Consider the following 19,953-nt stretch of genomic DNA (forward strand, 5'->3'; position numbering starts at 1 on the left):
CGTTCGTCACGCCCGGCGCTCAGTCGCTGCGCTCCTTCGCTCTGGTCGCTCCAGAACGAGACGGGCCCCGAACCACCAAGGTGGACCGGCGGCATGCGGGAAACGGGGGCGGGGGTCGGATGCGGACAGACTGGCGGTAGGTGATTTGAACGCGCCCCGGGGGCGGCGGTGGGTCGGCAATGGCCGGGGGCGGGGAGAGACCGTGGAGGGTCTCGTTGGGTGTGACGGCGTTGCGGGGTCGCTTCGGTTGTCGGGGCCGATGCATCGGCGGGTGTGCTACGGGCCACTGGAACTTCGTTGTTCCGGCCACGTCGTTGTGGTGTGTTCCGTAACGCCCTCAGTATGGGTGAGGGCACCGACAGATTCGGGTCAGCTCAGGCGCCACAGCGGGGATACGGGTCCGTGGCCTTTGCCCAGGTCGTAGGCGGCGTCGAGGCAGCGGCGGGTCCATTCTTTGGCGAATTCGAATGCGTCGGGGACGGAGTATCCGTTGGCGAGCGCGCAGGCCAGTGCGGCGGCCAGGGTGTCGCCGCCGCCGTGGTCGTTGCCGGTGGCGATTCGGGGTGCCCGGAATTCGAGGAAGCGGTCGCCGTCGAACAGCAGGTCGGTGCTGTCGGCGGAGGAGCGCAGATGGCCGCCCTTCACAACGACCCACTGTGGGCCGAGGGCGTGCAAGGCCTGTGCCGCTGTCCGTGCGGACTCGGGATCGGTCACCTGCACTCCGGTCAGCAATCGCACCTCGTCCAGATTCGGGGTCACGATGGTGGCCAGCGGGAACAGGGTGTAGCGCACGGCGTCCAGGGCTTCGGTGTGCAGTAGCGGGTCGCCGTGCATGGACGCGGCGACCGGGTCGACCACCAGCGGGACCTCGCCGTCGCGGCCGATCCCGACCTCCCGGCACACGCCGGCCACCGCCTCGATGATGTCGCTGGAGGCGAGCATCCCGGTCTTGGCGGCGCCGATCCCGATATCGTCGGCCACCGACCGCACCTGATCGGCGACGACCTGCGGCGGGATCTCGTGGAACCCACTCACCCCCACCGAGTTCTGCACCGTCACCGCCGCCACCGCCACCAGGGCGTGCACTCCGCACAGGGCCATGGTGCGGGTATCGGCCTGGATTCCGGCGCCGCCACCCGAATCGGTTCCGGCGATGGTGAGCACCCGGACCGGCGTCTGCCCGGGGGGTGTCAACGGCAACAAATTCACGCAGCCACCCTACGTGGGGCCTCCGCGGCGGGTCAGACCCAAGCTTTGATCGGCTCGGTGTCCAGGGCCAGACCGACGGGTTCGGGCAGTTCGACGCTGTCGCCGATCGACACGGTCACCCGCCGCTGGTAGCGCCCGTCCACCGGCTGGCTGAATACGGTGATCTCGGCGAATTCCCGATCTACCAGGAGGTACACGGGAATACCTGTTGCCGCGTACGCCACGGGCTTCTCCCGGCGATCTCGGTGCTCGGTGTCACGATCGCGGGAGGTCACCTCCACCACCATCAGTACCGGGGCAGGCTCGGCCCATTCGCCCTGTCCGACGAACGCGTCGGCATCGGTCAGGGCGCCGTCCGGCCGAGCCCGGCCCTTGCGGTACGCGTCGACCTGCAGGCCTTGTTCGATACTCAGGAACAAGTCTGGGCGGGCAAGGATGAACACACGGATCAGCCATTGCAGAATCCGCCCGTGATCGCCGTTTGCCGGCGCCTTGGCCCCCAGCCGCCCGTCGATGAACTCCAGTCGAATACCTTCGGACACTCGACCGGCCAACCGGGCGAGTTCCTCGAACTCCTCGGTGGTCATGATCTCGTCATGAACGGCGGTCATGCGATAACGATATCTGCCTGGTTGTCCCGGTCATCGAACGAATACGGGCCGATCGAACGAAACTCGCCTGTTGTCGGGCGTCGGCACTCGGCGTCGCGGGCGCACCCGGTCGAATGTGGTGCCGGCGTGCTCTACGGTCCGGTCGTCACCGGATGGTCTGGTCGATGAGCCTGCGGGCGGCCCGGTCTGTGCGGTCGACATCTGTAGTGATCAGACGGTCCTGGAGGATGCCGCGGAGACCGGAGATCAGCAGGGTCGCGACGACCTCCGGGTCGTCGACCGAATCGAGTTCGCGAAGTCCGGAGGTCAGTGCGGAGACGAATGTCGCGATCGCTTCGTCGGCGTAGCGGGCGTACGGGCCGTGTGGGGCGCAGGCCGCGCCGAGTACCTGCAGCATCACAGTGACGCTCACGGCGCCGGGGCCGGTGGTGTTCGACTTCCAGAAGTCCCACAGCCGCTCGCGCAGCGTGGCCGCGTCGTCGATATCGGCGAAAACGACCGTGAGGTCGGGGCGGTGCGTGGCCAGGGCCTGGAGCAGCAGTTCTTCTTTGGTGCCGAAGTAGTAGATCAGCATGCGGGAGCTGGTGCCCAATGCGGCGGCCAGGGGGCGGAGCGAGAGATTCGCAAGGCCGTGTTCGGCGATATAGCGCACCACCGCGTCGAGGAGTTCGGCGCGTTTCGCGTGGTCGAGTGGACGGGCCATGGGTTGACTGTAGCGAATGCTACAGGTATTCATGGTCGCGTGAATGTACCGATCGCTTCAGAAACTCGGCCGGTGTCCGACGGGGTGGTGATCACCGCCTATGCGGGGGTCACCTCGCTCGCGGACGATATGGATGAAACCTGGGCCGGGCTGGTGCGCGGCGATACCGGTATCACCACACTCGACGACGATTTCGTCGCCGAATACGACCTGCCGGTCCGGATCGGCGGCAAGCTGAAATCGCATCCCGGCGCGGAGCTCACCCGGGTCGAGCAGCGCCGGCATTCCTACGTCGAGCAGCTCGCCCTGGTACTGGGGCGGCGGGTCTGGGCGGCGGCGGGGCGGCCAGAGGTGGAAGGTGAGCGGCTCGCGGTGTGTATCGGGACCGGGCTGGGCGGCGGCGACGCGCTCATCGACGCCGTCGACGCGATGCGCGCGGGCGGATACCGCAAGGTGTCGCCGATGTCGGTGCCGATGGTCATGCCGAACGGTCCCGCGGCGGCGGTCAGTCTCGAAATCGGTGCCAAGGCAGGTGTTTTCGCTCCCGTATCGGCCTGTTCTTCCGGTACCGAGGCGATAGCGCACGCCTGGCGGCTGATCACCACCGGCGAGGCCGATGTGGTGGTGGCGGGCGGTGTGGAAGGCCATATCCACGCGGTGCCGATCGCGAGTTTCGCCATGATGCGCGCGATGAGCACCCGCAACGATGAGCCGGAACTGGCCTCGCGCCCGTTCGACCGGGATCGCGACGGTTTCGTCTTCGGCGAGGCCGGTGCGCTGCTCGTCCTCGAATCGGAGCGGCACGCCCGCGCCCGTGGTGCCCGCGTCCACGCCCGGGTTCTCGGGGCGGGCATCACCTCCGACGCGTACCACATCGTCGCCTCGGATCCGGCCGGCGCGGGTGCGGCCCGGGCCATGCGGAAAGCGATCGCCACGGCGGGCCTGGGCGCCGACGATATCCAGCATGTCAACGCCCACGCGACCTCGACCTCCATCGGCGACGCATCCGAAGCGACGGCGATCGGGGCAGTCACTCCCGATGCCACGGTCTATGCCCCCAAATCCGCACTCGGTCACTCCATCGGGGCGGTGGGCGCCCTCGAAACCATCCTCACCGCACTCACGCTGCGCGAACAGGTCGTACCGCCGACTCTCAACCTGGAGAATCCGGACGCAGATCTCGATATAGTCCACGATTCTCCGCGTCCGCAGCGCATCGAGCACGCCCTGACGAATTCCTTCGGATTCGGCGGCCACAATGTCACTCTCGCTTTGGGACGGGCTTGAATCGAACGGACTCTCGAACACGGGCTGGTCGCCGGACACCGCGGTGGGATCGATGCCGGCCTTGTGGATGCGCTTCCGCCGTTCCGTGCGGCGCCCGGTCGGTGCGTGCCGGGCGCCATCAGCGATGTGACCCCTCAGCCCGGGACCTTGTCCAAGAACCCGAGTACCGTCTCGATCCGGCCCTGATCGTCGGTGACCAGGACATCGAAGCCGATGATCACGGGTTCCGCGCCGGACGGACCCAGGCCCCACTGGAAACGGACCTGGCGATGATGCGTATCCGGTTCTCCCACCGGAGTGAAGACGAATCCGGGGAACTGTTCGTGCACGGCGCCGATGGTGATGTCGATCGCGTCCCGGCCCACGGCTTCGGCGAGTGGGTCGGTGTAGGTGGCTTCCGGTGTCCAGTGCTCGGTGAGCAGGGCGGTGCGGGCCTGCGGGTCGGTGCTGTTCCAGGTCTGCAGGTAGGTGGTGACGATGTCGTTCATCGGTTGATCCCTCCGGGGCCGGGGTGAATGTGTGCTCACAGCATCGCCACGATCCGGCGGCCTGACGATTACCTGAGAGGTAATGGGATCGGCTACCAGAGCGGCTAATATTCGATCGGTGGCGACACTGGACACCGAATCCTCGATAGGCGGCCTGATCCGCACGTGGCGGGAGCGGCGGCGGCTGAGCCAGCTGCAGCTGGCCACGCAGGCGGAGGTGTCGACGCGGCATCTGAGTTTTGTGGAGACCGGCCGGTCGCGGCCCACCCGGGAGATGATCGAGCGCCTCGCCACGCATCTGGACGTACCACTGCGGGAACGCAATGAACTACTGCTCTCGGCCGGCTACGCGCCCCGCTACGGACAGCGCGACCCGGACGCACCCGAATTACGCGCGGTGATGGACGCCTTCCGCACCCTGCTCGACGCACACCTCCCGCATCCGGCGCTGGTACTGGATCGCGGCTGGGACGTGGTCGATCGAAATACCGCCACCGATGTGCTGCTCGAAGGATGCGCCGCGGAGCTGCTCGAACCGCCGGTCAATGCGATCCGGGTCTCCTTGCATCCGGACGGTTTGGCGCCGAGGATCCGTAATCTCGGGCAGTGGCGGGGTCATCTGCTGAGTCAGATCCGGTCGCGGCTGGCGTCCACCGGGGATCCGCAGCTGCGGTCACTGCTGGAAGAGGTATCGGCCTACCCGTGCCGGGATACGGGGGTCGTGGCGCGGGCCGATGTGGTGGTACCGCTCCGGCTGAGTATCGGCGAGACCGAGTTCTCCTTTTTCAGTATCACCACCTCGGCGATGTCGGCGACCGATATCACGATCGACGAACTGCATATCGAGGCCTTCTACCCAGCGGACGAGGCGACGGTGCGAGCCTTCCGCGGGATGTGAGCGCCCGTAGAAGCACGTGTAGACGCTCGCTTATGTAGAAGAGTGTTCGAGCCATGTTCCGTCTCGCTTCTGACGGCTGTACTGGATGCAGTCACCAGCCAACACTTTTCGACACTCAGGAGCGGATATGCGAATCGCGGTTTTCGGAGCCACCGGTACGGTCGGCCGGCTCGTCGTCGACCAGGCACTCGAGCGCGGGTACGAGGTCACCGCGCTCACCCGGGACGCCGCCCGGATAACCCGGGCACACGAACGACTGCACATCGTGCAGGGCGATGTGCTCGACGCCGGCGCGGTCGAACGAGCCGTCACCGGCCAGGACGCGGTCGTGGTGGTACTCGGCAACGGCCGCAAAGGTGTGGCGCGGGCCGAGGGCACCCGGACGGTCATCGAGGCGATGAACCGGGCGGGGGTGAAACGGCTCGTCTGCCAGTCCACCCTCGGCGCCGGCGACAGCCGGGGAAACCTGAACTTCGTCTGGAAATACATCATGTTCGGTCTGCTGCTGCGCCCCGCCTACGCCGACCACCAGCAGCAGGAGGCCTACGTTCGAGCCAGCGACCTGGATTGGACCATCGTGCGCCCCAGCGCTTTCACCGACGGTCCCCGCACCGGCACCTACCGCCACGGGTTCGGCCCCGGCGAAACCGGTCTCGACCTGAAGATCGCGCGAGCCGATATCGCGGAATTCCTGCTGAACCAAGTGACCGACCGCACCTACGTGCACCGGGCTCCGGGGCTTTCCCACTGAACTCGGCCGGATCATGGCAAACACCGTCGCGCTCGGCGATTGCCCGGTGCCGGAAAACCGCACCGGGCAGCCGGAATCGGTCGAGTCGAGTGGTGCGACCGGGGCCGTGGGGTCAGGAATGTTCGTGGATAGCGTCCCATGCGGGAAAGGGGTCGGGGTAGGTGGTCCATACACCCGGCCCGGCCGCGTATTCGGTATCGGTGAGCAGCGCTTCGTCCAGCATCTCCCGCAATGCAGTCCGGTCGAGGCGGACCCCGATGAAAACGATTTCCTGACCTGCCGGGATCTCCAGCGACGACCACCACGCGGCGGGTTCGAAGGTGAGGTTCGGCCCCGCCTGCGACCAGATCGCGGCGAGGTCTGGGCGGCTGGCGATCCAGCAGAAACCTTTGCTGCGCAACAGCCGACGCACCTGGGCCAACGCGCCGGCCAGACGCTGCGGGTGGAACGGCCGGTCGGCACGGTAGGTCAGGCTGCTGATCCCGTATTCTTCGGTTTCCGGCACATGTCCACCGGCCAGTTCGTCGGCCCAGCCCTCGGTGCTCGCCGCGGCCACCGGATCGTAGCGGCCGGTACCGAGTACCTCGCCCAGGTCGACGATGCCGTTGCTGCTGCGAATCAGCTCGGCCCGCGGGTTCATCCGCCGCACGGTCGCTTCCACCGCGCCCACGATCTGCGTGCTCACCAGGTCGGTCTTGTTGATCAGCACGACATCGGCGAATTCCACCTGGTCGGCGAGGAGATCGGCGATACCGCGTTCGTCGCCGTCGCCGGCTTCCAGATTGCGGGCGGCAAGTGTTTCGCCGCGGGTGATCTCGGTGAGGAACGTGGACGCGTCCACGACCGTCACCATGGTGTCGAGGCGGGCGAGCTCGCCGAGTGCGAAGCCGTCCTCGAATTCCCATTCGAACGTCGCCGCCACCGGCATCGGTTCGGAGATACCGGTGGATTCGATCACCAACTGGTCGAATCTCCCCTCGCGGGCGAGCTTTCCCACCGCCTCGATCAGGTCTTCACGCAGTGTGCAGCAGATACAGCCGTTGGTGAGTTCGACCAACTTCTCCTGCGTCCGATCCAGGTGGCCTTGGCCGGCGACGAGGGCCGCGTCGATGTTCACCTCGCTCATATCGTTCACGATCACCGCGATGCGGCGGCCTTCACGGTTGGCGAGTATGTGGTTGAGCAGGGTGGTTTTACCCGCGCCGAGGAATCCGGACAGCACGGTCACCGGCAGCGGTCGGGGAAGCGCAGAACTGGTCACCCACAAATGGTAACCATTTTCATTAAGACGCGTCTGGCAGGGCTGCCGCACTACGGGTTATGCGCTGCCGGACCACGATGATCAGGCAGAGGCCGACGCCCAAGCTGGTGGCGTAGACGGGGAAAGCCCATACCGCCGGCTCCCACACGGTGATCGTGAGCAATGTGATGATTCCGTTCACCGCCACGAGGCCGAAGACGAGCGGGTTCTCGGTCCCGGGCGCGGACCAGGCTTTACGGAAGGTCGGGATCGCCGCGGCCAGATCGCCCAGCACGGCGAAGATCACGGCTGTCTGCGGATCATCCCAGGCGAGCCAGATCGCCAGCGCGACCACCGAAGCGGCCCCGCAGAGCAGATCGGCGAACGACAGCCGCCAATAGCTCGACCGGTTCGCGAACGACGCGAGGAACACCACTGCCGGGCCCGCACCCATCGAAAAGGTGAGGACCGCGGGCAAGCCGACACCGTCGTCGAGCTGAGCGCCGAACCCGGTCAGCGACGCGGCAGCCCACAGGAACCACGAGAGACGATTCGGTTTGACTGCGCCGCGAAAAGTGAGCAGGGCATAGCTGAGCGTTCCCACCATGCTGAGAGCAGCGCCGAGGAAGACGAACCGTGGATCGATCACCGATCCACGAGAACATCGGGACCCCTGGCCCGGCAAGCAGGCCGTCCCGGCCCACCGACTAGAGGGCTCCTGCGGTTCGCGCGCTTTCTCGTCGCCGCGGTTGTTGCCGGCGATGCAGATATAGGTTGCGGCCGATTTTGTGCTCGTGTGCGAAATGGTTCGGTGCTTCGATCGTCAGGGCCACCAGATCGTTGCCGCGATTACCAGTAGCGGTAGTCCGATTGCGATGGCGAAACCGGTCAGCACCAGGCCACCCATGGTGTCACCTGCGCGGATGATCAGCGTGCGAAGCTGAGCCGTGGAGCCACGGTCTCCACGTCGGCCACCTCCATCACTGCGTTGAGTTCGAGTGGGCTGAGGTGGTCAGGTGCCGGGAGGATCACCAGGTCGGCCCGGGCGTTGCGTGCCTGATCGGCCGCTCGTAGCACTGACCGTTCGCAGGGCCACACGACGCGGTATCCGAGTCGGTCCGCGAGTCGGTGTATCTGGGCGCGATCCCATTCGGGTGCGCGGCTGATGTCGTAGTCGATCCAGCCGAACGCGATCGAGTGGTTCATCGCGCCGTCTTGTCGGGCTGCACGTAGCCACGGATTGGGGGGTCGGTCCGGGAGGGGGCTATCGGGTGGGGGTTATTCATTGCGCGTAGTCCTGCAGCGACCCGTTCCAGAAGTGCAGGGTCATTGCGACAGATGGTGTGCCAATACCCCAGCGTCGTAGCCATTGCGCGGTTGACGGGTCGGCGGAAGGGAAGCGGCAAAGTCGCGCCCATAGTTGAACCCCCTTGTGTTGGTGTGAATCACATGAGGTCGGAGGCCGATGAAACTTCCGACACGAGAAGAGTCCCGCGACATATGGGGACGAAATAACCCAAGATTTGGGACACTCAGGGACATTTCGGCTAGAACCTAGACATGACAAACGAACGGCTGCGGGGTGCAATGGCCGGCGCGAACCTGACGAAACATGCTCTGGCGGAGCGGCTCGAGGTCAGCACGAAAACCGTCGAGCGGTGGATCACCCAGGATCGGTGTCCACATCCCGGTCTGCGGCTGAAGGCGGCTCGGGTTCTCGACCGGGACGAAACGTACCTGTGGCCAGAGTTGCTGGCTGGCAACAGGTCCGCAGCTGCTTCACTGTCGGAGCTGGTGCAGATCTGGCCGACCCGGCCCGAAGTGCCGCATGAGGTATGGCGCTCGCTCATGAAGCAAGCCGGCGATTACATCGACGTCTTGGTCTACGCGGGAGGCTTTCTGGTCGAGTCACTGGACTTCGTGAACGTCGTCCGCATCAAGGCGGCTGCCGGTGTTCAGGTTCGGATTCTTCTGGGCGAAAGCGACGCACCGGAGGTCGTGGCACGGGGACGTGAGGAAGGTCTGCCCGCGCTGGCGAAGCGGTGTGAGTCGACGCTGGAGTATCTCCGGGAAACGATGGAGCTGCCGATGGTAGATATCCGGACGCATCGCACCACGCTGTACAACAGCATCTACCGATTCGGCGACTCGCTGCTGGTCAACACTCACAGCTACGGTGCGTACGCGGCGAAATCTCCGGTTCAGCACCTCCAGAAGGTCCCCGGCGGGCAACTCTTCGCTTACTACATGGATTCGTTCGAGGCAGTCTGGAAGACAGGCCGCACCGTAATCTGACCTCATGGGACGGCGAATCGACTACCACCAGGACCTCCATGCACCGGCCGCGAACAGTGTCCGCCCGAGCGCGGCCGCATTCGTCCAGAAGGGCGGGGAAGTCCTGCTGATTTGCAGGTCCGACAACGGCAACTGGTCCATGCCGGGAGGTGCGCACGACCCGGGTGAATCCCTCAGTCGCACCGCTGTTCGCGAGACTCGAGAAGAGACGGGAGTGGATATCCATACGACCGGCATTGTCGGCATCTTCACCGATCCAACCCACGTCATCCACTACACGAGCAACGACGAGGTCCGTCAGGAATTCACCGTTGTATATCGCGGCGAGGCGATCGGTGGGCAACCCGTGACGAGCAGCGAGAGCACGCGCGTCGAGTGGGTGCCGGTCGAGCAGATCCCCGACTTGACGATGGACCGCAGCCAGCGGAAGCGCATCGACTGGGCGCTGAACGAGAGCGAACCTTACATCGATCCCGATGCGCGCTGAGCCGCTGCTCGCAGTCGCGGTTCCGCCTTCGTAATCGCGGTGTGAACGACATTGCCCGGTTCGTAGCGTCGCAAGATTTCAGCCAGCCGCTCATCCACGGTGAAGTCCTCCCCGTTCGGACCTGTCGACAGGTCGGACCACCACAGGAAATCTTCGGCCTTCCCGAGGTCGGCCACACCCGAGAGCAGGAATTCCTCGAATATTCCCGCGTCCAGACCTCTCACTCCGGCCTCGACCTCCGCGGCTGTGTGAAACGCGACCATATGGCACACGACCGGCGAGTATCCGAGTGATTGCAGCAACCGCGCACCGTCTATTGGGTGAAACCCGAGGTCAGGATGACCGTAGCCGACGTCATGCAGGTAGGCAGCCATAACCGCATCCCCACGAAGGTCGGCCGGCAGCAGCTCCGCTACGGACTCCATCCGGCGCCCCACCGCGACCGAGTGAGCCCGCCGCGATTCAGTCAGCGGAGCCAACAGGTCATCCACAGCCAAATTCACGGCCGCCATCGTACGCCCGGCACATCTCCGAAGTAGGTTGCCGAATATCGCCCTACAGGACATATGTCGCAGGTGACACCACGAGTGCCCCTCGTGCTGAATGATTTTCGCCATTGCGATCGGACTACCGCTACTGGTAATTGCTGCGCCGATCTGGTGGCCGTGCTGATCGATTCACTCGAACCACACCCAGGCCCACCCGCTCCAGGCCGGGCACGGGATGCGCCCGGCCTGGAGCGGGAAACGTTGAGGCGTGGATGAGCCTCAGGGGGTCTGCTCAGGTGGTGATCGGCAGGTATACGCGGTTACCGGTATCGGCGAATTCGGCCGACTTCTCGGCCATGCCCGCCTCGATGGCCTGCACATCGGTCAGGTTGTGCTGCTCCGCGTAATCGCGGACATCCTGCGAGATCCGCATCGAGCAGAACTTCGGCCCGCACATCGAGCAGAAATGCGCGGTTTTCGCTGGTTCCGCGGGCATCGTCTCGTCGTGGTACTCGCGGGCCGTATCCGGGTCCAGGGACAGGGCGAACTGGTCGCGCCAGCGGAATTCGAAACGGGCCTTGGATAATTCGTCGTCGCGGTGCTGGGCGTGCGGGTGACCCTTGGCGAGATCGGCGGCATGTGCGGCGATCTTGTACGTGATGACACCGGTTTTCACATCGTCCCGGTTGGGCAGGCCGAGGTGTTCCTTCGGCGTGACGTAACACAGCATCGCGGTGCCCGCTTGCGCGATCATCGCGGCGCCGATGGCAGAGGTGATGTGGTCGTAGGCGGGCGCGATATCGGTGGCCAGTGGGCCGAGCGTGTAGAAGGGAGCTTCTTCGCACAGCTCCTCCTCCAGCCGCACATTCTCGACGATCTTGTGCATCGGCACATGACCCGGGCCCTCGATCATCACCTGCACGCCGTGCGCTTTCGCGATCCCGGTCAGTTCCCCGAGTGTGCGGAGTTCGGCGAACTGGGCCTCGTCGTTGGCGTCGGCGATCGAACCGGGACGCAGGCCGTCACCGAGCGAGAACGTCACGTCGTAGCGTGCCAGGATTTCGCACAGTTCCTCGAAATGCGTGTACAGGAACGATTCCCGATGATGAGCCAGGCACCACGCGGCCATGATCGAACCGCCGCGCGAAACGATCCCGGTGACTCGTTTCGCGGTGAGCGGCACGTACCGCAGCAGCACGCCGGCGTGCACGGTCATATAGTCGACGCCCTGTTCGCACTGTTCGATCACGGTGTCGCGGTAGATCTCCCAGGTGAGTGCGGCCGGATCACCGTTGACCTTCTCCAGCGCCTGATAGATCGGCACGGTGCCGACCGGGACAGGCGAATTGCGCAGAATCCACTCACGGGTCTCGTGGATGTTCTTGCCGGTGGACAGATCCATGATGGTGTCGGCTCCCCAGCGGGTGGCCCAGACCATCTTCTCGACCTCCTCGGCGATCGAAGACGAGACCGCGGAGTTACCGATATTGGCGTTGATCTTCACCAGGAACTTCTTGCCGATAATCGTCGGTTCCAGTTCCGGATGCCGGTGATTGGCCGGAATAACGGCCCGCCCGGCGGCGACCTCCGCGCGTACCAGTTCCGGTGTCACGCCTTCGCGGGCGGCGATGAACCGCATCTCCGCGGTGATGATCCCGGCCCGGGCCCAGTTCAGCTGGGTGGATGGCCCCGCGACTTCCGGTTTGCCCCAGCCGTCCCGTAGCGGCGGCAGGCCCGTCTCCAGATCGATTGTGGCGGTGTCGTCGGTGTACGGGCCGGAGGTGTCGTACACGTCGAAATATTCGCCGTTGGTCAATTCGACCCGGCGCACCGGTACCCGGAGGCCGTCCACATCCCGGTAGTGCTTGACGCTTCCCTCGATCGAACCGGTGGTCACGGAATCGACAGGTGTGCTCGTCATATTTCCTCCCTACGCCGGCATTACCCGGTCAGGTTCATACGGTCGACAGCCCTGAGCGCCCCTGCTGGGGCTAGCCGTCCTCTCAGCCCGCTGGTGCGAGCCCCCGTTGGCGTGTGAAATTTTCCGGTACCGACCATAGTGTGGCTGGGGGACCGGCGCTTGAGCGGCTGACTGTGGCCGGGGTGTTCGATACGGCTTCCAGGGGGTGGAGCGATAAGGTCGAACGGTGACGCTCTCGCATGGATCGCTGATGACCGTGGACGAGTTCGAGGAACTCGACGCCGCGGCTCAGCGCATATCCGAGGGGCTGCGGCTGGAATATCTCAACGGACTGCTGGCCGCGAAGGCGCGACCGGATGTGAACCACAGCCGAGTCGTGCAGTGGCTGGCCCGGTTCCTGGTGCCGCGCCGGTCGGAGTTGTGGTTGTTCGCGGATGTCGGTCTGCGGGCCGGTCGCGGCGGGGGCAGCCGGGTACGCCCGGACGCGATACTCGCGCCCGCGTCGGCCTTCTCCGGAGAAGGGGAGTGGTCGGATCCGCAACCGGTCCTGATGACCATCGAGGTCACCTCCCGGGCGCAGCACACCGAACTGCGGGACCGGCTGGACAAACCGTTCCTCTACGCCGCCACCGGCATACCGCTCTACCTGTTGATCGACCGCGGCTCCGCGGAGGTCAACGTATTCAGCGAACCCGACGACGGCCGCTACGCCTCCCGCGAAACCCTCCCTTTCGGCACCGACGTCGAAATCCCCGACCCCCTGGGCGTGATCCTGGCCACCGACTCCCTCCTCGACTGGACCTGACGATCACCTGAGTCGAAACTCCCCCCGACCTTCGCCGCCACGCACCTTCCCCTCCCAGCCCTCTCACTTGGTCAACCTTCCCGGGCGGGGCCCGCCCGGTTCTGGAGCGACCAGAGGAAGGGAGCGCAGCGACCGACCGGCGGGAGTGAAGAACCGGGTTAATAGGGCCCCGCCCTCGAGCCGCGGAGCGGCTCCAAAATTACAGCCCGCCCCTTCGCGGTTGGTCTACGTCGAGACCCGAGGTTTATAGGGCCCGCCCTCGAGCCGCGAAGCCGCTCCAAAATCACAGCCCGCCCCTTCACGGACGGTCCACCCCGTGACCACAGCTAACAGGCCCCGGAGAGCACAGCTAACAGGCCCCCGCCCCCGCTTCCCCGGAGGCGGCGCAATCGAACTCTGCGATTACCGGTGCGTGATCGCTGGCACCCTTGCCCTTGCGTTCCTCGCGGTCCACACCGGCATCGGTGACCGTGGCCGCCAGTGCCGGGGAGGCGAGGATGAAATCGATGCGCATACCCTCCTTCCGGGGGAAGCGCAGCTGGGTGTAATCCCAGTAGGTGTAGACACCGGGACCCGGTGCGTAGGGGCGCATGACATCGGTGAATCCGGTCGCCGTGATGGCCTCGAACGCGTCCCGTTCCGGCTGGGAGACATGGGTTTTGCCGGTGAAGAATTCGGTGGACCAGACATCGTCGTCGGTGGGCGCGATATTCCAGTCCCCGACGAGAGCGGTTCTGGTATCGGGACGGTCGGCCAGCCAGCGGACGGCGTTATCGCGCAGCGCCGCCAGCCAGGCGAGTTTGTACTCGTAGTGCGGATCGGTCAGGGCACGGCCGTTGGGCACATACAGGCTCCACACCCGGACCCCGCCGCAGGTCGCGCCCAGCGCCCGGGCCTCGACCGTGGGCGTGGTGATCAGCGTGTCCGCCGCATCCCGGTCGAACCCGGGCTGATCCGGGAAACCGATTTCCACATCCTCGAGCCCGACCCGGGAGGCTATCGCCACCCCGTTCCACTGGTTCAGCCCCACATGCGCGACCTCGTAACCGGCCTCGGCGAACCGTTCGAAGGGGAACTGGTCGTCGCGGCATTTGGTTTCCTGTAATGCCACGACGTCGATGTCCTGGCGGTCCAGCCAGGCCAGTACCCGGTCCTGCCGGGAGCGGATCGAATTGACATTCCAAGTGGCCAGTCGCATGGGTCCTGTATATATTGCGCCGTCTTCGGCGTTGTGGGGCTGGGGGCCTATCGACCTCGGGGCTGGAGGTTGAACATCGGTGAAAGGGGCGGGCTGTGTTAGTTGGAGCCGCTCCGCGGCTCGAGGGCGGGGCCCTATTAACCCGGTTCTTCACTCCCGGCGGTCGGTCGCTGCGCTCCCTTCCTCTGGTCGCTCCAGAACCGGGCGGGCCCCGCCCGCGGAGGGTGATCGTGCGGGGGCGGCGGAAATCGGGGTGAGGCGAGATTCTGTAGGGGGGTTATGGGGTGGCTGCTGAGCCGGGGACGGCGTAGCGGTAGCTGTGGTGGTCGAGGAAGCCGAGTTCGCCGAAGAGTTCCAGGGCGTTCACGTTGCCGGCTTCGACCTGGACGTACGCGTGGGTTGCGCCGCGGTCGTGGCCCCAGCGCAGCAGTTCGCCGCAGACGAGGGCGGCGAGGCCGTGGCGGCGGTGGGCGGCGAGGACGGCTACGCAGGTCAGGCCGATCCAGCGGCGGCCGTCTGTGGCGGTGGTGAGGGCGCCGCGGGCGATCGCGATGGGACTGGGCAGACCCAGTGAGGCGAAGCCCAGCTGGCCCTCGTGGACCGCGGAGAGCACCTCGGGCAGTGGGACGGTGGCCGTATGACCGCTCGGTTCGTCGCCGCGGTGGCGGTGGATCTCCAGCCAGGCGATATCGGGTTCGGTGGCGATACGGACCATGGACGGCCCCTGCGGGAGCACGAAATTCTCCAGGGCGACGCCCAGTACCCGGGTCTCTCCCCAGCTGTTCCAGCCCGGCGGTACGGTGGCCAGCCGGTCCGGTAGCGCGAGCTGCAGTGGTAGCCCCTTCGCCGTGTACCAGGCTCCGAGCCGGTTCAAGGTTTCCGGGGTGACGCGGGCCGGGCCGCTCGAATCACCGATGGGCACAGCCGAATTGGCACGACGCGTATAGCCGTGTCCGGCGCGCAGCATCCAGCCGTCGATCCAAGCGTATTCGGTTCCCGGCCAGCCGTAGGCCGCGGCGGATTCCAGGGTGCGGATCTCGGCGGTGCGAATCGGCCGGGGTGCCAGCGTTTTCAGTGCTACGACCCGGGCGGCGGGGATCATCACCGGATGGCCGTCGGCCGCCATGACGGTGAGCGGATTCGTCGACATCACTTCGCCGATGACGTCGGTCAGCGGTGGTTCGCTGCCGTCGGGCAATCGATACCGGACCACCACCCGTTCGCCGACGGGGATATCCGTTGCCGCGGGATCGTTCTCGGGTTCGGGCGGTTCAGTCGTCATGTCCGAAGGGGTCCGGATCGTTACCGGGTAGCCAGCTCAGGCCCGGAACACCCCAGCCGCTACGTTTCACCGTCTTCTTCGCCGCTCGCGCGTAGCGGCCGATCAGTACATCGATATAGAGATACCCGTCCAGATGCCCGACCTCGTGCTGCAACATCCGGGCGAAGAAACCCGTGCCTTCGACCGTGACCGGTTCACCGTGCTCGTCGGTCCCGGTGACCTTCGCCCAATCGGCCCGCCCGGTGGGGAATTGTTCGCCCGGTACCGATAGGCAGCCCTCGTCGTCGTCATCGGGGTCCGGCATGGTTTCCGGGATTTCCGAGGTCTCCAGGACCGGGTTGATCACGGCCCCGCGGCGCCGTGCCACCGTGCCGTCGGCTGCCGGGGCGGGGCAGTCGTAGACGAAGAGTCGCTTGGATACTCCGACCTGGTTGGCGGCCAGGCCCACGCCGTTGGCGGCGTCCAGCGTTTCGTACATATCGGTGATCAGCCCGGCCAATTCGGCCGGTGATTCGGTCACCGGCTCGGTCGGGCGGTGCAGTACGGGATCACCGACGATCACGATGGGCAGGATTGACATGATGACGAGCTTATTGCGGTAGGGGCCGCGATATGAAAAGGGCCTGTTCGGCGGAGTCGCCGGCACGGGTTCCGGCTGGGCCGGCCGGTCGGCGAACCGAATTTCTGGTACCGGCGTACCGGACACGCCCGGGTGGACTCGGCAGCGGCCGACTGGGTGTCGTGGTTGAATATCGCAAGGCAGTAACACGGTGAGGCGTTCGGTCACGATTCGATCGCATCCGGTGGTAACTCGGCGAGGAGCAAGATGGACGGCGCAGCAGCGCGGGACCTTACCGCAATCCAGGGCAGTCCTCCGGCCAATACAGCGAGCACGACCCCCGAACCGGCCCATGATCCGGACAGCGGCCTGAGTCGCCGCGAACACGAGATCCTGGCCTTCGAGCGGCAGTGGTGGAAATACGCGGGCGCCAAAGAAGAGGCGATCCGCGAAATGTTCGCGCTATCGCCCACCCGCTACTACCAAGTGCTCAACACCCTTATCGACCGCCCGGAGGCACTGGCCGTCGACCCCATGCTCGTGAAACGCCTGCGCCGCCTACGCTCGAGCCGCCAGAAATCCCGCGCCGCCCGCCGCCTCGGCTTCCAGGCGTAGAACTCCACCACCTTGTCCATCGGCACCGGCCGGTGCATGTCGTGGTCCAACCCGGCCAGGTTGGTATTTGTGATCGGTGCCCGTCCCGGGCCGAAGACGGCCGACCGACGAGCGTGAAACCGCCCACCACCACCCCCGCGCCCCCATCTCCGGACTCGAAAGCCTGCCCTCGACCTTCCTGATAGTGAGCTCCGCAGGTCGGGGCCCGCCCCGTGTCTGCAGCGACCAGAGGGAAGGAGCGCAGCGACTGACCGGCGGGAGTGAAGACACGGGGTTAATAGGGCCCCGACCCGCGCCGCCGGAGGCGGCGCAAAAGATACAGCAACCGCTAGGCTCGGGCGGGTGAGCAATTCCAACCCTGGCTCCGGTGGGCCGCCGCTGCGCGCGACGGCGATGGTTCTGATCGCCCTGGCGATCGTTTTCGCCGGTCTGGGCGCGATGTCGCTGTCGAGCGCGGATTCCGACACCGCCGATAACGCAGAGGGCGCCGGCTCCTCGTCGGCGACCGCCGCCCCGGCCGCACCGCGCGTCACCGGCCCCGCGGCTGCGCCCACCACCGCCGCGGCGGGTTCCACCACCGCGGGCGCCACCACCACTGCGGCCGCCGGTGAAGTGGACCGGTCCACGCCGATTCAGGTGCTCAACAACAGCCTGGTCGCCGGTTTGGCCTCCACTACGGCGAACCAGCTCGCGGCGCGCGGCTGGACAAACACTTCGACCGGTAACTACGCCGCCACCACGCTCACCGCCACCACCGTCTACTTCGGTGACGAACCGGCCGACCAGGCCACCGCGGCGGCGGTCGCCGCTGATCTCGGAGCCACCACCGCACCCATGGTTCCCGGTGTGGGGGACGGTTCCGGGGTGGTCGTCGTGGTGACCGGCAGGTGATTCCGGCTGCCGGAGGTCGGGTGCGTCCCGGGCGGTCAGGGCGGGCGTGGCATCATCGTCTCCGTCGAATGATCGTTGTCGAAACGCTCAACCCGTAAACTCGGTACTCGTAAAGGAGTTCCCAGATGGCACCGTCCTCATCTCGTCGCCCGTCATGGCGGATCGTGACCCCGGTGCTGGCTGTCGCGGCTTTCGGCCTCGTTGCCTGCACGAACAGTCAGGAATCCAGCGACGTGACGGGAACGACGCCGCCGGTGTTCACCTCTTCGCCCGCCCCGGCCGGTGAGGGCGAGCACGGTGAGCACGGCGAAGAGCAGGACACCCCGGCAGGTTCGGGCACGGAGGTCGAGCTGAAATCGCCGAGCGGCGCGAAAATCGGCACCGCGAACTTCACCGACGAGGGCAATCATCTGCGCATCACCGTCGACGCCACGGGCCTGACCCCCGGCTTCCACGGCCTGCATATCCACCAGGACGGCAAATGCGAGCCGAATTCCGCGCCGCCCGCCGGTGGCGCGCCCGGTGACTTCCTCTCCGCCGGTGGCCATCTGCAGGTCGGCGGCGCCACCGGGCATCCCGCCAGCGGTGATCTGACTTCGCTGCAGGTCCGGGAGGACGGTCACGCTTACCTGGCGACCACCACCGACAAGGTCAGCATGGCCGATGTGCAGGGCAAGGCGCTGATCATCCACTCCGGCACCGATAACTTCGCCAATATTCCGGGCCGCTACACCCGCGAAGGTGGTACCGGCCCGGACCAGCAGACGATGAGCACCGGCGATGCGGGTGACCGCGTCGCCTGCGGCGTCATCGGGTAGCTACCGACCCGCTACGGAGGGCTGTATGGGTGGGGCACGGATCGATCCGGTACCGTTCCGTGGCTCGCCCCGGCCGACCATCGGTATCGAATGGGAGATCGCACTCGTCGACAAGGCGAGCCGTGACCTGTCCAATACCGCGGCCGCCGTATTCGATGCCGTCGGCGAACTGCGCGCCCACGACGGCACCCCGCAGGTCAGCAAGGAATTGCTGCGCAACACCGTGGAGTTGGTCACCGGCGTACACGAAACCGTCGGGGCGGCCGTGCAGGATCTGTCCGGCACCATGGACACCGTGCGCCGCGCCGCCGACGGGCTCGGGGTGGATCTCTTCTGCGCCGGGACCCATCCGTTCGCGCAGTGGTCCACCCAACAGCTCACTCGCTCGGAGCATTACGACGAGCTGATCGAACGCACCCAGTGGTGGGGCCGGCAGATGCTGATCTGGGGTGTGCACGTGCATGTCGGAGTCACCCATCGGGAGAAGGTTTTCCCGATCCTCAATTCGCTGCTGCTCACCTACCCGCATCTGCTGGCCCTATCGGCGTCCTCGCCCATGTGGTCGGGTTCGGATACCGGCTATGCGAGCAACCGCGCCTTGATGTTCCAGCAGTTGCCGACCGCGGGCCTGCCCTTCCAATTCGAGAACTGGACCCAGTTCGAACGTTACGTGCACGACGAGATGAAAACCGGTGTGTTCGAACAACTCGGCGGTATGCACTGGGATATCCGTCCCGCCCCGAAGTGGGGCACCATCGAGGTGCGGATCTGCGACGGGATCTCCAACCGCGCCGAGCTCGCCGCCCTCGCGGCCTTTATCCACAGCCTGATCGTGCACCTGGACGACCGTGTGGAGAACGGCGAGGATCTGCCGACCCTCCCGCCCTGGCACGTGCAGGAGAACAAATGGCGCGCCGCCCGCTACGGCCTGGACGCCATCGTGATCGTGGACGCGGACAACACCGAACGCCTGGTCACCGAGGATCTCGACGATCTGCTGAACCGGCTCGAACCAACCGCCGAACGCCTGGGTTGTTCCGCCGAGCTGGCGACGGTCGCCGAGATCCCCCGCCGCGGCGCGAACTACCAGCGGCAACGCCAGACCGCCGCCGCCGCGCAAGGCGACCTGGTAGCCGTAGTCGACTCCCTGGTACGCGAACTGAGCGATTCCGCACCATCCCCACATCCCCCCTGACGACCCGAGCCCCCCTCCCAGACCTCGCCGAACTTCTTCTTCTGCTGGTGCTACTCCGCCGCCGCCCCTGGCGCGTTTGATCCCCTACCGCCGGTCTGTCCGCATCCGACCCCCCACCCCCGTTTCCCGCATGCGGCCGGTCCGCGTTGGTGGTTCGGGGCCCGTCTCGTTCTGGAGCGACCAGAGCGAAGGAGCGCAGCGACTGAGCGCCG

At 66.1% G+C, this 19,953-nt stretch carries 22 protein-coding genes and 1 riboswitch; of the genes, 10 read left to right on the top strand and 12 right to left on the bottom strand.

Annotated elements, in window-relative coordinates:
- Positions 1-369: 369 nt before the first annotated feature.
- The 3 genes from thiD to ABZ827_RS30930 all read right to left on the bottom strand — a co-directional run bounded on the left by thiD (position 370) and on the right by ABZ827_RS30930 (position 2,523).
- Positions 370-1,209 carry a bifunctional hydroxymethylpyrimidine kinase/phosphomethylpyrimidine kinase gene (thiD, locus tag ABZ827_RS30920; RefSeq protein WP_357244501.1) on the bottom strand — a complete coding sequence of 280 codons (840 nt, stop codon included), beginning with the start codon at positions 1,207-1,209 and terminating at the stop codon, positions 370-372.
- A 32-nt stretch (positions 1,210-1,241) separates the two neighbouring features.
- Positions 1,242-1,820 (bottom strand): Uma2 family endonuclease, encoded by a 579-nt coding sequence (locus ABZ827_RS30925; protein ID WP_357244504.1) that lies wholly within the window; start codon positions 1,818-1,820, stop codon positions 1,242-1,244.
- A 145-nt stretch (positions 1,821-1,965) separates the two neighbouring features.
- Positions 1,966-2,523 carry a TetR/AcrR family transcriptional regulator gene (locus ABZ827_RS30930; protein WP_357244507.1) on the bottom strand — a complete coding sequence of 186 codons (558 nt, stop codon included), beginning with the start codon at positions 2,521-2,523 and terminating at the stop codon, positions 1,966-1,968.
- Between the two features lie 72 nt (positions 2,524-2,595).
- Here ABZ827_RS30930 and ABZ827_RS30935 point away from each other — a divergent pair, with 72 nt between their 5' ends.
- The gene (locus ABZ827_RS30935) at positions 2,596-3,810 is read left to right on the top strand and encodes a KasA/KasB family beta-ketoacyl-ACP synthase (RefSeq protein WP_357244509.1); all 1,215 of its coding nucleotides are present in this window, start codon (positions 2,596-2,598) and stop codon (positions 3,808-3,810) included.
- Positions 3,811-3,944: 134 nt separating this feature from the next.
- Here the strand turns inward: ABZ827_RS30935 and ABZ827_RS30940 are convergent, their stop codons facing one another.
- Entirely contained in the window at positions 3,945-4,298 is a 354-nt protein-coding gene (locus ABZ827_RS30940; RefSeq protein WP_357244512.1) for a nuclear transport factor 2 family protein, read from the bottom strand.
- Between the two features lie 118 nt (positions 4,299-4,416).
- Between ABZ827_RS30940 and ABZ827_RS30945 the strand changes: the two genes are divergently transcribed.
- Together ABZ827_RS30945 and ABZ827_RS30950 are read left to right on the top strand one after the other, a co-directional pair.
- Positions 4,417-5,196, top strand: a complete 780-nt coding sequence (locus ABZ827_RS30945) for a helix-turn-helix transcriptional regulator (protein ID WP_357244517.1) — start codon at positions 4,417-4,419, stop codon at positions 5,194-5,196.
- Between the two features lie 127 nt (positions 5,197-5,323).
- Positions 5,324-5,947 carry an SDR family oxidoreductase gene (locus ABZ827_RS30950; RefSeq protein WP_357244520.1) on the top strand — a complete coding sequence of 208 codons (624 nt, stop codon included), beginning with the start codon at positions 5,324-5,326 and terminating at the stop codon, positions 5,945-5,947.
- 112 nt (positions 5,948-6,059) lie between these two features.
- On the opposite strand, the gene ABZ827_RS30955 is transcribed toward ABZ827_RS30950, so the two are convergent.
- From ABZ827_RS30955 to ABZ827_RS30965, 3 genes are all read right to left on the bottom strand, one after another.
- Positions 6,060-7,208, bottom strand: a complete 1,149-nt coding sequence (locus tag ABZ827_RS30955; protein ID WP_357244523.1) for a GTP-binding protein — start codon at positions 7,206-7,208, stop codon at positions 6,060-6,062.
- Positions 7,209-7,230: 22 nt separating this feature from the next.
- Entirely contained in the window at positions 7,231-7,836 is a 606-nt protein-coding gene (locus ABZ827_RS30960; protein WP_357244526.1) for a hypothetical protein, read from the bottom strand.
- A 278-nt stretch (positions 7,837-8,114) separates the two neighbouring features.
- The gene (locus tag ABZ827_RS30965; RefSeq protein WP_357244529.1) at positions 8,115-8,393 is read right to left on the bottom strand and encodes a hypothetical protein; all 279 of its coding nucleotides are present in this window, start codon (positions 8,391-8,393) and stop codon (positions 8,115-8,117) included.
- Between the two features lie 354 nt (positions 8,394-8,747).
- On the opposite strand from ABZ827_RS30965, the gene ABZ827_RS30970 reads away from it, so the two are divergent.
- Together ABZ827_RS30970 and ABZ827_RS30975 are read left to right on the top strand one after the other, a co-directional pair.
- Positions 8,748-9,482 (top strand): XRE family transcriptional regulator, encoded by a 735-nt coding sequence (locus ABZ827_RS30970; RefSeq protein ID WP_357244532.1) that lies wholly within the window; start codon positions 8,748-8,750, stop codon positions 9,480-9,482.
- Positions 9,483-9,486: 4 nt separating this feature from the next.
- The gene (locus ABZ827_RS30975) at positions 9,487-9,969 is read left to right on the top strand and encodes an NUDIX domain-containing protein (protein WP_357244535.1); all 483 of its coding nucleotides are present in this window, start codon (positions 9,487-9,489) and stop codon (positions 9,967-9,969) included.
- Here the strand turns inward: ABZ827_RS30975 and ABZ827_RS30980 are convergent.
- Both ABZ827_RS30980 and thiC read right to left on the bottom strand, forming a co-directional pair.
- Positions 9,945-10,472, bottom strand: coding sequence for an HD domain-containing protein (locus tag ABZ827_RS30980; protein WP_357244538.1), 528 nt, complete (start codon positions 10,470-10,472; stop codon positions 9,945-9,947). The two genes, ABZ827_RS30975 and ABZ827_RS30980, sit on opposite strands and share 25 nt — an antisense overlap.
- Before the next feature lie 277 nt (positions 10,473-10,749).
- Entirely contained in the window at positions 10,750-12,378 is a 1,629-nt protein-coding gene (gene thiC, locus ABZ827_RS30985) for a phosphomethylpyrimidine synthase ThiC (protein WP_357244541.1), read from the bottom strand.
- Positions 12,368-12,495, bottom strand: a riboswitch (TPP riboswitch). It overlaps the preceding gene by 11 nt.
- Positions 12,496-12,604: 109 nt before the next feature.
- Between thiC and ABZ827_RS30990 the strand changes: the two genes are divergently transcribed.
- Positions 12,605-13,183: a Uma2 family endonuclease gene (locus tag ABZ827_RS30990; protein WP_357244544.1), complete on the top strand. Its 579-nt coding sequence runs from the start codon at positions 12,605-12,607 to the stop codon at positions 13,181-13,183.
- Positions 13,184-13,532: 349 nt separating this feature from the next.
- Here the strand turns inward: ABZ827_RS30990 and ABZ827_RS30995 are convergent, their stop codons facing one another.
- The 3 genes from ABZ827_RS30995 to ABZ827_RS31005 form a co-directional block, all read right to left on the bottom strand.
- Positions 13,533-14,381: an exodeoxyribonuclease III gene (locus ABZ827_RS30995; protein ID WP_357244547.1), complete on the bottom strand. Its 849-nt coding sequence runs from the start codon at positions 14,379-14,381 to the stop codon at positions 13,533-13,535.
- 277 nt (positions 14,382-14,658) lie between these two features.
- The gene (locus ABZ827_RS31000; protein ID WP_357244550.1) at positions 14,659-15,663 is read right to left on the bottom strand and encodes a GNAT family N-acetyltransferase; all 1,005 of its coding nucleotides are present in this window, start codon (positions 15,661-15,663) and stop codon (positions 14,659-14,661) included.
- The gene (locus ABZ827_RS31005) at positions 15,653-16,243 is read right to left on the bottom strand and encodes a peptide deformylase (protein WP_357244552.1); all 591 of its coding nucleotides are present in this window, start codon (positions 16,241-16,243) and stop codon (positions 15,653-15,655) included. Before ABZ827_RS31005 ends, ABZ827_RS31000 begins: the two co-directional genes overlap by 11 nt.
- 246 nt (positions 16,244-16,489) lie before the next feature.
- On the opposite strand from ABZ827_RS31005, the gene ABZ827_RS31010 reads away from it, so the two are divergent.
- From ABZ827_RS31010 to ABZ827_RS31025, 4 genes are all read left to right on the top strand, one after another.
- Positions 16,490-16,837, top strand: a complete 348-nt coding sequence (locus ABZ827_RS31010) for a DUF3263 domain-containing protein (RefSeq protein ID WP_357244555.1) — start codon at positions 16,490-16,492, stop codon at positions 16,835-16,837.
- A gap of 342 nt (positions 16,838-17,179) precedes the next feature.
- Positions 17,180-17,728: a LytR C-terminal domain-containing protein gene (locus ABZ827_RS31015; protein WP_357244558.1), complete on the top strand. Its 549-nt coding sequence runs from the start codon at positions 17,180-17,182 to the stop codon at positions 17,726-17,728.
- 125 nt (positions 17,729-17,853) lie between these two features.
- A complete protein-coding gene (locus ABZ827_RS31020; RefSeq protein ID WP_357244561.1) occupies positions 17,854-18,546 on the top strand; it encodes a superoxide dismutase family protein in 693 nt (230 codons plus the stop codon).
- A gap of 25 nt (positions 18,547-18,571) precedes the next feature.
- Positions 18,572-19,741, top strand: a complete 1,170-nt coding sequence (locus ABZ827_RS31025; protein ID WP_357244564.1) for a glutamate--cysteine ligase — start codon at positions 18,572-18,574, stop codon at positions 19,739-19,741.
- Positions 19,742-19,953: the final 212 nt, after the last annotated feature.

Origin of the sequence: Nocardia sp. NPDC019395, from assembly GCF_040632335.1 — a bacterium.
Lineage (GTDB): Bacteria > Actinomycetota > Actinomycetes > Mycobacteriales > Mycobacteriaceae > Nocardia.

Bases quoted from the DNA above. Each gene is read 5' to 3' on its own strand.
- ABZ827_RS31020 (WP_357244561.1), top strand. From the start codon at position 17,854: ATGGCACCGTCCTCATCTCGTCGCCCGTCATGGCGGATCGTGACCCCG.
- ABZ827_RS31005 (WP_357244552.1), bottom strand. From the start codon at position 16,243: ATGTCAATCCTGCCCATCGTGATCGTCGGTGATCCCGTACTGCACCGC.
- ABZ827_RS30940 (WP_357244512.1), bottom strand. From the start codon at position 4,298: ATGAACGACATCGTCACCACCTACCTGCAGACCTGGAACAGCACCGAC.
- ABZ827_RS31025 (WP_357244564.1), top strand. From the start codon at position 18,572: ATGGGTGGGGCACGGATCGATCCGGTACCGTTCCGTGGCTCGCCCCGG.
- ABZ827_RS30925 (WP_357244504.1), bottom strand. From the start codon at position 1,820: ATGACCGCCGTTCATGACGAGATCATGACCACCGAGGAGTTCGAGGAA.
- ABZ827_RS30950 (WP_357244520.1), top strand. From the start codon at position 5,324: ATGCGAATCGCGGTTTTCGGAGCCACCGGTACGGTCGGCCGGCTCGTC.
- ABZ827_RS31000 (WP_357244550.1), bottom strand. From the start codon at position 15,663: ATGACGACTGAACCGCCCGAACCCGAGAACGATCCCGCGGCAACGGAT.
- ABZ827_RS30975 (WP_357244535.1), top strand. From the start codon at position 9,487: ATGGGACGGCGAATCGACTACCACCAGGACCTCCATGCACCGGCCGCG.
- ABZ827_RS30970 (WP_357244532.1), top strand. From the start codon at position 8,748: ATGACAAACGAACGGCTGCGGGGTGCAATGGCCGGCGCGAACCTGACG.
- ABZ827_RS30965 (WP_357244529.1), bottom strand. From the start codon at position 8,393: ATGAACCACTCGATCGCGTTCGGCTGGATCGACTACGACATCAGCCGC.
- ABZ827_RS30995 (WP_357244547.1), bottom strand. From the start codon at position 14,381: ATGCGACTGGCCACTTGGAATGTCAATTCGATCCGCTCCCGGCAGGAC.
- ABZ827_RS31010 (WP_357244555.1), top strand. From the start codon at position 16,490: ATGGACGGCGCAGCAGCGCGGGACCTTACCGCAATCCAGGGCAGTCCT.
- ABZ827_RS30930 (WP_357244507.1), bottom strand. From the start codon at position 2,523: ATGGCCCGTCCACTCGACCACGCGAAACGCGCCGAACTCCTCGACGCG.
- thiC (WP_357244541.1), bottom strand. From the start codon at position 12,378: ATGACGAGCACACCTGTCGATTCCGTGACCACCGGTTCGATCGAGGGA.